Annotated in this window: 10 protein-coding genes and 1 pseudogene; 10 read left to right on the forward strand and 1 reads right to left on the reverse strand. The window is 28.3% G+C overall.

What is annotated here, in order from left to right; all coding sequences use genetic code 11:
- The first annotated feature begins 602 nt into the window (after positions 1-602).
- The 10 genes and pseudogenes from ACIQ7T_RS26635 (at position 603) to ACIQ7T_RS26680 (ending at position 9,714) form a co-directional block, all read left to right on the forward strand.
- Entirely contained in the window at positions 603-878 is a 276-nt protein-coding gene (locus tag ACIQ7T_RS26635; protein WP_402874950.1) for a hypothetical protein, read from the forward strand.
- 249 nt (positions 879-1,127) lie between these two features.
- On the forward strand, positions 1,128-3,332 hold the full coding sequence (locus ACIQ7T_RS26640) for an nSTAND3 domain-containing NTPase (RefSeq protein WP_402874953.1): 2,205 nt from the start codon (positions 1,128-1,130) through the stop codon (positions 3,330-3,332).
- Between the two features lie 102 nt (positions 3,333-3,434).
- Positions 3,435-3,887 carry a hypothetical protein gene (locus ACIQ7T_RS26645; protein ID WP_402874956.1) on the forward strand — a complete coding sequence of 151 codons (453 nt, stop codon included), beginning with the start codon at positions 3,435-3,437 and terminating at the stop codon, positions 3,885-3,887.
- Positions 3,888-3,997: 110 nt separating this feature from the next.
- Entirely contained in the window at positions 3,998-4,258 is a 261-nt protein-coding gene (locus ACIQ7T_RS26650) for a hypothetical protein (protein WP_402874959.1), read from the forward strand.
- Positions 4,259-4,708: 450 nt separating this feature from the next.
- The gene (locus tag ACIQ7T_RS26655; protein WP_402874961.1) at positions 4,709-5,245 is read left to right on the forward strand and encodes a DUF5677 domain-containing protein; all 537 of its coding nucleotides are present in this window, start codon (positions 4,709-4,711) and stop codon (positions 5,243-5,245) included.
- On the forward strand, positions 5,230-5,532 hold the full coding sequence (locus tag ACIQ7T_RS26660) for a hypothetical protein (protein WP_402874964.1): 303 nt from the start codon (positions 5,230-5,232) through the stop codon (positions 5,530-5,532). Before ACIQ7T_RS26655 ends, ACIQ7T_RS26660 begins: the two co-directional genes overlap by 16 nt.
- 103 nt (positions 5,533-5,635) lie before the next feature.
- Positions 5,636-6,901, forward strand: coding sequence for a hypothetical protein (locus tag ACIQ7T_RS26665; protein ID WP_402874967.1), 1,266 nt, complete (start codon positions 5,636-5,638; stop codon positions 6,899-6,901).
- Positions 6,902-7,063: 162 nt separating this feature from the next.
- Positions 7,064-7,807 carry a hypothetical protein gene (locus tag ACIQ7T_RS26670; RefSeq protein ID WP_402874970.1) on the forward strand — a complete coding sequence of 248 codons (744 nt, stop codon included), beginning with the start codon at positions 7,064-7,066 and terminating at the stop codon, positions 7,805-7,807.
- 369 nt (positions 7,808-8,176) lie between these two features.
- A pseudogene (locus tag ACIQ7T_RS26675) lies at positions 8,177-8,661 on the forward strand (tyrosine-type recombinase/integrase).
- A gap of 180 nt (positions 8,662-8,841) precedes the next feature.
- On the forward strand, positions 8,842-9,714 hold the full coding sequence (locus ACIQ7T_RS26680; RefSeq protein ID WP_402874973.1) for a hypothetical protein: 873 nt from the start codon (positions 8,842-8,844) through the stop codon (positions 9,712-9,714).
- Positions 9,715-10,765: 1,051 nt separating this feature from the next.
- On the opposite strand, the gene ACIQ7T_RS26685 is transcribed toward ACIQ7T_RS26680, so the two are convergent.
- Complete coding sequence (locus ACIQ7T_RS26685) at positions 10,766-11,122, reverse strand: tyrosine-type recombinase/integrase (RefSeq protein WP_402874976.1); 357 nt, start codon at positions 11,120-11,122, stop codon at positions 10,766-10,768.
- Between the last annotated feature and the right edge of the window lie 107 nt (positions 11,123-11,229).

An 11,229-nucleotide genomic window follows, 5' to 3' on the forward strand; every position in this document is an offset into this window, starting at 1 on the left:
TCCTCTAAATTTTATATTTCGATTTTAATGTTCGTAATTTGTTTGTTGGTCCTTATGATACGGTGGACCCCAACATAAATAAACGAAATAAATGTTAAATGGAGCTCGAATAAAATATGGTTTCAAATGTTCTCGCGTAAACATTTAAAACCATTGAGTTATAATGAGTATATATAAATATCACCTCTCATTATATTGTAAGTGATTGCATAAAAGTTGGTAGTAAGAAAAAGAAAATATTTTCACCTAAAAATCTTGCCTCCGTAAAGTTTTTTTAAACCTTGGTCAAAACCTTAGTCAGAGATTTTAAAAATATCTAAAAATCTCTATATATACTGTTATTACAACATTTTTATGAGATGGCGGCTCGACTCCGCCGTCTCTATTTTTTGCCAGCCTATAAATGGCAGTATATCAACGATTTTCAAGACTAGGGATATTGAACGGGAGTTGAACTCTTGGGCAATATCCCTATTTTCATCCCTATGGAAAAATAACATATTTGAACGATTCTTAGACCTGCAGAAGAAAAAGGTGCATTAGAAAAAATTATTGAAAGAGAAGCAGGCGTAGTATGGCATTATATTAATAATGCCAATGGCTTGCTGAAAGTAAGTGATATTTACAACATTAAAGAAAAAATCAATGATACGTTTTTATTTGCACAAATAGCACTTGATAGAGCCGTAGAGATAGAAGGTTTTATTGTCTTGGTATTTAAAAAGTGTGAAATTGATGAGGGGATTTTTACCGATGAGGTAGAAGGTATTTGTACAGTGGAAGAAATGAAGGAATATTTTAATAAAGAAATTTTTAATGGATTTAGTGAAGAGCGTCAAAAATATTTAAGAAGCATCTTTGGAGATATAGAGGAATAAGAAGAGTGAATGGAATGAGAAAAGGTTCCATTCGCTTTTTTATTTTATATAACATTTGTTGTAATACGGGTATAGTATTAATAGGTATATTTTTGGAAACTTTCTTATTTTTTAAACATAATTATAATTCAATTGTTTTTAGATGGTATCAACTTTTAGATTCTATAAGATTAAGAAATAAAGTTCTTTGGTTCTTTATGGGAATGTTAAAATAATACATGATATGCAAATTTAAAGGGTGGATATAAAATGAGTGAATATGATTTTTTAGTTCTTTCTTCAGATGAATTTGAGTTATTTTGTAAAGATATTTTAGAAATTGAATTAGGTATCAAATTAGAAAACTTTAAGACAGGAAAAGATGGTGGTATTGACTTAAGATACGCTCCTTCAGATGATGATGTTTTAATAGTCCAATGTAAAAGATATAAAGATTATGCTAGTTTGATTAGTACGTTAAAAAAAGAAGTAGTGAAAGTGAAAAAATTAAATCCAGATAGATATATCTTAATAACTTCAGTTCCTTTAAATCCAAATGAAAAGGGTTCTATAAAAAAATTATTTGAAGGATTTATTAAAAGCACTGGAGATATATACGGAAAAGATGAACTACAAACAATCTTACAAAATCATTCTAGCATTGAGCGAAAACATTATAAGTTATGGTTATCTAGTACGAATGTATTAAGCACTATTTTACATAGTGATGTTTTGAATCGTTCAAAATTTACTGAGGAACAAATAAAGGAAAAAGTTAGTTTATACGTTCCGAATGAAAGCTTTGATATAGCATTAAAACATTTAGAAAAGAATAAGGTGATTGTACTATCGGGTGGACCGGGTGTCGGTAAAACAACACTTGCAGATATGTTATATCTGGAATATTCAGCGCAAGGTTATGAGTTTATTGAGATATCCGATGACATTAATGAGGGAGAGAAATTATATAACCCTCAAATGAAACAAGTATTTTACTATGATGATTTTTTAGGAAGAAATTTCTTGAACGATAAATTATCAAAAAATGAAGATAGAAGGATTATTAATTTTATAACTAAAATTATGAAATCTGATAATAAAATTTTTATTATGACTACTAGGGAGTATATATTAAATCAGGCACGAATTAATTATGAATTACTTGATGATAAAAAAATAGATATTAATAAATTTATTTTAAATGTAGAAAATTATACAATAAATGTTAGAGCTAAAATTCTTTATAATCATTTATTTTTCTCCAATTTACCAGAAGAATTTGTTCGAATTTTAGTGAAAAAAAGAACATATAAGAAGATAATAGTACACTCTAATTATAGTCCTCGCTTAATTAGTAGAATGACTAGCGAATTGAATTATAATGAAATTGTTATTAAAGATTATCCTGAGATTTTTATAAAAGAAATGGACTTTCCTTATCATACTTGGGGACATATATTTGAAAACCAAATAAATGATTATTCTAGATGGATTTTGAAGTTATTAATGATTATGGGGGATAAAGGAGTACTCTTAACAAACCTGGAGAATAACTTTAATGTGTTAAATCTACATCTTGGTAGACCATTTGAAAGTGTAGCATTTAAACATGGAATAAAAGAGTTAGAAAAATCTTTTGTTCAAGTAAATGAAAATCCATTTTGGGGTGAAGAAGTAATTGGGTTTTTAAATCCATCAATTGCTGATTTTTTAATTCAATATAATAGAGGTAACAGGTCAGATATTATTACATTATGGAAGTCTACGAAATATTTCCATCCGATGTTTGAGGTATTCTCATTTTCAAATGTTCAAGGGAAACTTCTAATTCCTAAAGATTTAACAGAAAAATATATAGATACGATAATTAAAAGATTAGATGAGTTTGAAGACTGTCAAAATGTATATGGAAAAATTCAAGCTATTAGTAAATTAGATAAATTTGTAGATTTTAGGACAGGAATAGCTAAAGAAGTTTTGATAAAAGCTTATGATAATTATAGTGTTGATTATTCAGAAGAATTTGTTGACCTATTAATTAAATATAAAGATATTCTTACTCTAGAGTTAGATATTGTGGGAACACTAACAATTTTGATTGATAACACAGGAGTTTATGATGAAGTTATAAATCTCATTAAATTGTATGATTTTTATCAAGACGAATTAAAAGAAATCTTTGGTAAGATTGATAAGCAAAAGGTGTTGAGAAATTTAGTTGATGATATAAATTCTAATTTAGAAGACCATTACGATTTTGAAGAAGTAGTTGAAGTAGTAGAAGAACTAGGTGGGATATTTGATGTAAGTGTATTTAAGGAAGTGAATGAAATCCACGATACATACGATGAAATTTTAAAAGCACTTGAAAATGAACCTGATTATGATTATGAACATCATGGAGATTTTAATAAAAATTTAGGTATTGAAGATGATTATGTAGATAATTTATTCGAGAGTTTGATTTACAAATAGATATCAAATTTGGTGTAAGAAGGCTTTGGTGAGGAAGTATACTGTTATTTGTCTCCAATAAAGGATAATGTGAAATAGCGACATATAGAGGAGTGTGGTAGAATGAATAATTTTTTAGAACAACATGAAAACTATAAAACATATTCACATGAATATTATTTAATGAATGAGTTGTCAAGTGGCTTTTTTAACGAACTATCAGGTTATATTCATCAAGAGTTAATGAAATGTGAAGAAGATGAAATAGTTACAACGGCACTATATTTACAACATAAAATTGCTGGACTAGCTAAAATAAAGCCTGTGGAATTAATGCCAATTCAATATCTAGAAGACGAAATAATACAGTGCTTTAGAAAATTAAATGATAGAGGTTTTCATTATGTTATGGAAGGATTAGAAATCGTTTCAAAAGAAATTAGTTGTAAAGAGGGAATAAATGAATTTCTAGAAGAGGTCAATTTAGGTTATGTGGTGGAATTTAATATTTACGGATTTGAATGGTATATACGAGAAGGTGTAGAAAATTCCGTAGAAAAATTGAAGAAGTTTTAAAAGTAATTCCTAATAAATATAAAGATACAATAGCAAATTTACAAGAGATAGTAATTAACTTAAATAAAAAGCCTAGCGACAGGGCTATTAAAAATATTTTAAGGGATGGGTTGTCTGCTACTGAAGGATATGTGAAATCTATAACAGGGGAATCAGATTTTCCGAAAGCTGATAAGAAATTAAGAGCGAATAAACAATTAGACACAATGATAATTACTGATGGGCTCAAGATATGGAATCATACTCATAGAAATTATCTAGATGTTAGACATGGTAATAATGAGCATATCTCAGAAATAGGAATAGATGAAGCTGTATATTATATAGAAAGATTAATGAGTTATATTAAATATTTAAATAAAAATTTTTAAGATATTCTTGTTTGTTTAAAATATAATATAAGTAATAACATCTTCGAACCAAGTTTATAAATAGGTAATTATACTTAGTGGGGAAATGATAAAAACTCTAATCCTTAGTTGTTCTAATTTGAGCTATTGTTATGTTGAAGAAATTCATTTGCTGAAAATTAACTAAATACGAATTGTAAAAATCTCTGTGGGTTGCAGGGATTTTTTTGTTTCTATATAGTTTGGGATTTAAAAGGTTTGAAAATTGCAGAAAAATTAATATATAGAATGGTATATCAAAATAATATTATATGTGATTTGATAAATTAGTTGAAATACTTCCAAATAGTACCGTATACTTGTCTTCAATAAGATAATAGTCTTATTGATTCACTTGTGTAAAATAGCCTATTTAAAATAGATGCTATAAACAATATTTGTATATTTATTTTACTATTGAGGTGAATATTCTTGGAGGGAAAAAAGGATATCAAGTTTGGTAAGGAACTATTAAAACAAATTGATGTTGTAGTGAAGAAAGTTCTTGATAAAAAATTTACTAATCCAAAATATCCAAAAGATTTCGATATAGAAGATTACGTAATCTTAGGATTATTTGATGGCATTGTATCAAGATTTGATTCTATTTTATATTTAGCAGAAGCAGACAAACTTTTTGGAATAGAGGCAATTGCAAGAGGAATTTTAGAAGCACATGCTTATTTAATCTATATTTTAGAAAAAGATATTGTTAAAAGGTCTAAAGCTTATTTTTATTCTGTTAAGAAAAAAGAATTAGATATATATCAAGGAATAATTGCAGAAGATGTAAAAGGTATAGAATTAAGACAGTTTTTAAATATTTCTAAAGAAAAATTTATAGAAAAATTTGAGGATAAAGTAAATGAGATGCATGAAAAGTTTATCAAATATGTAGGAAAAAAAAGAAAAACTGGTATCAAAGTGAGAAGGGGAATAACAATCTCAGAGAGTTGTGTGAATCATTAGGATTAGGTGAAGAACATTATCTTCTGTTTAAGTTGTTTTCTACAGAAACACATGCTAAAGATGGGGGTAAACAATTTGCATTTGAAGAAGCGGATGAAAGGATTGCATCTATTTATATAATAGAAAAAAATATTGAACATGTGATTACTTATTGCTCTTTAACCATAATTGAATTGACTAGAAAATTATACAAATATTATGGTTTGGATAGGGAGAAAAAACTATTCAATCAAAATATAGAATTTAAATACAAATTTAAAGGTGGGATTAAACTTAAAGGGAATTAGTAACGTAATATTGAAAGATTGAAGAAACGAAATGTTAGTTGTTTAGTCCGAATTGATATTGATGACGATTTAAACATTACTTATCATAGGAGGAGTTAGCTTAATGGCAATGGGAGAATTATTATATGAGTTGATTGATGCTGAAAATCCTATAGAGGTTATGGCGGCTTGGAAGATTTATGACGACTTAACAAAAGACTTTAGTTTAATCATGACAATGGAGAATTATGAAAAAGATATTTATCCTGAAGGATTAACTAATATTTTGAACCAAGAAAACACTGATTTTGTTCCCTATTTTCAGTCAGAAAAAATATTGTTTTTAGATGATAATATTGTGAATGATATGTCGGAATTCCCGGAAACACAGATTAAATATGATTATTCAATAATGTTGGATACAAATTATACAAGCTACATTGAAGACTTTTTAAATCAACAAAACAAGCCTAATTTCCCGCAAGAAAGTATTTATAGAACTATAGATATCATGCTGAAAAATAATTTCAATTATGATTATACATTTTACTTAATTGAGAATTACCAGAATCTATTTCTAGCTGGTGAACAAGAATTTTCGGTTACTAATAAAAGTCATTTAGCTTTATATAAAAATTTATACCATTTAGAACTGTTTAAAAGTATTGACTCTCAATTATATTTAAATGAAAGAAAAATTGAATTTCAAATTACCCCTAATGAGGCTCAATTAAAAACAGACCATCTAATTAAGAGTGTTTATAAAGAAAGTAATGGTTTGAAAATATTTATAGAAGCTCATAAAAATATTAAATTGCTCTTAATTGGGATATGGCAAATTCAATTTGAAGGTAAAGCAAGCCCTAAAAACAAAATGAAGAAACTTATCAATTACATGGTAGAGAAAGTAGGTATCTACTACGAAAGAGAAATGATTATTGCTTACGAATATTTCAAAAACCCCAAATCTGTAGGGATGCTTAATAAAATTAATAAAGGAGGGAAACAGAAGGATTTACTATGGAAAATTGAAAATATAGTATGGGATTTTTTGGTTCCGAGGGTTATGGAATTTACTATTACTGCTAATAAAGAGAATTCTTATTTTATACCATTGTTTTTATCACATGACAAAAAGCTAAAAGAACTCATAACGTTGTTTAAGATTAAGGGTTTTATACTACATAGAGAAACTTTTGAATTTTATCCAATCCCCGAAATAAATACTACTAGATTTTTTGAAGAAGAGGGATTAATAAAAGAAATAGAGGGTATTCAAAATCAAGATACTGAGCTAAGAAGAAAAGCAGTTAGAGCGTATAATATAAATACCCATTTTGAGATAATAAATGTAGAGTTTGACAAGTTAGCAAAGATTCTTAATTCATAATAACTTCTCTTTTTATTTTTGAGTGATTGATGCATAACACAGATTAATTCGTTTGGCTGAAATGGAAGGAAATCTAGGTAATTCCTTTTAGTTATAGATGGGAATATTTAACATATAAGTTGTGGGAATTCTCTAAGAAATAACCATTATAAGGAGGAAGTGATGAATCTATCTTTTCTTAAAAGTAATTTTTTTAAATCAGTTATGTTGACATTGGTAGCTATTTCAAACCCATTGAACTCAATTAGTGAACCATCATTTTTAATATTAAGTAGTTTTGTCATATTAGCATCTTTGATATATTGTGACATCATTAATTTTAAAGTTGAATTTAATAATCTAGGCGATTGGGTAGCATATAAGCTCACTATCCCTTGGTTACAAATAGCATTTTGCTACTTTGGGATTTTAGTTGTGGTATATTTGATTGCTGGTACAAAGTATAATCAGTCAGTTGCTTTATTAATATTCATTTGTTGGCTAATAGCCTTAATAATGCTTTACGGTATATGTAGGAATATATTGTCTTTAGTTTTAAAAGTTAAACAATTGGCAACAGAAGCGAATGTTTTAAATTTAAAAGCTGTTGCATTTATTTGTTTTGGGATTATTTTTATTTCCATTGCACCTGATTTAGTTTTTTCATTAATATATAATTTGTTTTTCGCTTCTATCGAAAATGGTGATGATTTGAGCTTTTTAGAGAGTTTTTATTTAAGTGTAATTATCTCAAACACTTTACCGATTGGTGCAAAATATACGGAATATATCTCGGTTATTGGTGAGCATACATATATATATCTATTTCAAATACTACAGGTTGTTATAAATAAAATAATTAACTTGTTTGTAATTGGTATAATTTTGAACTACCTATTTGTAGTTATTAACAGTAAACGGGTTTAATATTCGTAATGAGATAGGGAAAATCCAGAGTGCTATTTTTCTAAAATAAGTAAATGATTAAAAAAATTATTACAAATCTCTGTGAATGTCATAGAAATTTTTGTTTTGTTTAATTTTTTTTATTTACAATAGTAGTAACTATTAACTAATGTATGCTTTCAAACAAAAGGATACATACGGAATGTTGATATAGAGCCATTAGTATATTGTCGCCTTTTCCAATGTATGGTATTTTTTATGTCGACAAAAGGATACACGAAGAAAGGGGTAATAAGCATGGCAAACATGAACGAGAAAAGAGGCATGTTGATTGATGTTCAACCACTGAAAACTAAAAAGGAAATTAATGAGCTAATAGAAGCATTAGGAATGTCACAAAATGGATTACTTGACCAGCTATTATTTAAGTTAGGTGTTTCGACAGGATTGAGGTGTGGAGATTTAGTTGCGCTAAAAATTGAGCAAGTAAAAGGGAAATCGAATTTTAAAATTCGCGAAGGTAAAACGAAGAAAGAACTGTTTATTTAAATAACCTAATGGCAGATATTGCGGATTATATCGAAACGCTGCCAAAAGAAGCAATTTATTTATTCACAAGCCGAAAAGGTGATAATCCTATTACAACAACACAAGCGTACCGAATTATTGCAAAAGCTGGTGACATGATAGGTAACGAATCAATTGGTACACATACAATGCGTAAAACATTTGGCTACACTTATTACCAAGCAACGAAAGATGTTGCGACATTAATGGAAATCTTTAATCATTCATCGCAAAAGACAACGTTACGTTATATTGGTATTACAGAAGAAGCGATTGAGGATAGTATTAAGGGGATTTCGTTTTTTTAGATTAGGAGATATTTTATGGTTAGTTTGCTTAAAGATATGAATATACCAGCAATTTCAATTATCATTATCTTAATTTTGTATTATTTTATCCGTACCGGTACTAAATGTTGGACATGTTATTAAAGGTATCGCCATCTTTTTATCGAATATAGTTATAGATAGAATAGAAGGAGAGATTTTATGGAAAAATTTTGTGAAAAATTAAATGAAGACACTGAAAGTAATAGATATCAAAAATGGCATGAACATAGAAATGCCATAAGCAATTTGTTTAATGAGGTGTTTTCAGTTAAAGGTTATGTTCAAAAGATAGGTATTCTTGGTGCAGGAAATTGCGATGACTTGGATATAAATTTTTTATCATCTAAATGTGATGAAATAATATTATTTGATATAGATTTATCAAGTATGGAAAAGGCAGTTGCAAAATTATCAGAGGAAGTTAAGAAAAAAATTACACTGGTAAAAGTAGATTTAACAAATCTAAATAAATTTGATTTTTATAATAAATTTGAAGAGATGGTGAAAGAAAATGTGCCATCAAAAAAAATAAAAAGATTTTTAGTGGAAAGTGCGAGTAAACTTAAAATGGATAATGAAAATTTAGAAAGCTATTATTATTCTTGTGACATTGTTGCTTCCTCTGCGATTTATACTCAATTAGTATTGAATTGGTTGCAAGAAAAATCGAAAAATTCCGGAAACTATACTACTAAAGAACTTGATGAGATTGTTAATGATGGTGGCAGATATTTAACTGACAGTGTAGTTAAACAATATAATTCTGAATTATTAAAGTTAGTAAGGAAAGATGGCAATTTAGTAGTTTGGGCGGACATATTGCCTGTTCACCCAGGAGAGTATGATTATTTTAGAAAGAGAAATTATTCAATTGATAAAAGAATCCTTAATCAACATGGATTAACTTTTTCTTTTCAAGGTTTGAAGGATATTAGAGATAGAGCTAATTTTAATAAATGGTCAAATTGGATATGGGATTTTAGTTCTAATGGGGGCTACATATGTATAGGTTCTTCTGCAAATTTGTTATAGATATTTGTTATTGAGTGGGTTGGAAAAAAGTTTGTTGCTGTTCCATGGGATAAAATAGCATTTGGAGTGTTTTATTTAAATTTACTGTTGAAATAATTCCGTTTGGTAACTAATTGATATATAATAAAGTAAGTAAGGTCTTTGAACCAAGTTCGTAAATATGTAATACTCCCTAGTGGATAAAATAGGTGGAATAAACGTGACTTTAAAGTTTGTAATCCCTTGTGGTTCTAAGTATCGGCATAATGTTACGTGGATACTAAATAGGCAAACTACACGCGTAGAAGCTGAATTATTGGACTCTTTGGACGCGGGTTCGGCTCCTTATATTTTTATGAGTATGAAATGAATTTATGTATAGTTTGTCCTTCTATATGAAATAGGCAAGGGTTATATAAAATGCGATTAAATTTGTGATTAGATTATTGAAACCGATAAAATATTGAAACGAAATTGAATTTACTGGGAGCCTTTTTAAGGTTCTCTTTTTTATATTTGTGGAAAGTATTAGGGGATTATTAAAAATATTTCGGATAAAATTGTGAATGAGAATTAAGTGAGAAGGAAGACTCCCTAGTGATTTTTACTATAAAGATAAGAGGTAGAGTAAATAATGATAAGCAGAGTTTGGGAAAAAAGTCAGGAAAGAACTGGATTAATTTGAGAAACGCGTGAAGTGCGATTTAGAAAATGTACTTTCAATGGGCGAGATATGATGATAATATGATATTAAAGATGATTACGGTCCGAGTTCGTAAATTGAACGAATCCCACCTTGAGAAAAAAATACCTTTTAACCCGCACCATTATCGCTTTTTTAGATGATAAAATAGTAGAGCATTGATAGAGGAGGTCGGGGGTTCGAATCCCTCCTGGGACGTCTATAGTAAATCAAAGATTGATTTTTAAACGAAATGAAAAGCGTTTGAAACCTTGTGAATACTGGGTTTTGAGCGTTTTTTCATTTTTTCAGATGTTTTGAGAACCGCATTAAATAACATATAAAATTCAAATTAGGTAAACAAAATGTAAACATGGTGAACAAAGAAAATTAAGATGAATAAACGTTAATTGCTATTTCTTCATCTCGTTCTTCCATTTCTTTTAATACATGTGAATAGTGATCAAGCGTTGTCTGAATATCTGAATATCTGAATATCTGAATATCTGAATGTCCTAAGCGTTTGGAAACAGAATGAATATTGGCGCCTTTATATATCAAAACACTGGCATGGGTATGTCGTAAACCATGAATTGAAATATGCTCAATTTCCAACGCATCTAATGTTTTTCGTAATAATTTATTAGCACCTTCATTTGTTACTGTTTTAATAACTGATTGTCTGTAGAAAACTAAGTTATTTTCATTTTCAGGTACGGCTAATATTAACTTCTTGAATTCATTCATAACTTTCTTATCTGAGTTAATTTCATAATTCTAATCTCTTTAGTATCAAGGGTTCTAAAACAATAAAAAACGGGCACCTCCCCAATTCGGTATAATGGTAGCGTCTA

The organism is Lysinibacillus sp. NPDC096212 (genome assembly GCF_044763105.1).
Taxonomy (GTDB): domain Bacteria; phylum Bacillota; class Bacilli; order Bacillales_A; family Planococcaceae; genus Lysinibacillus.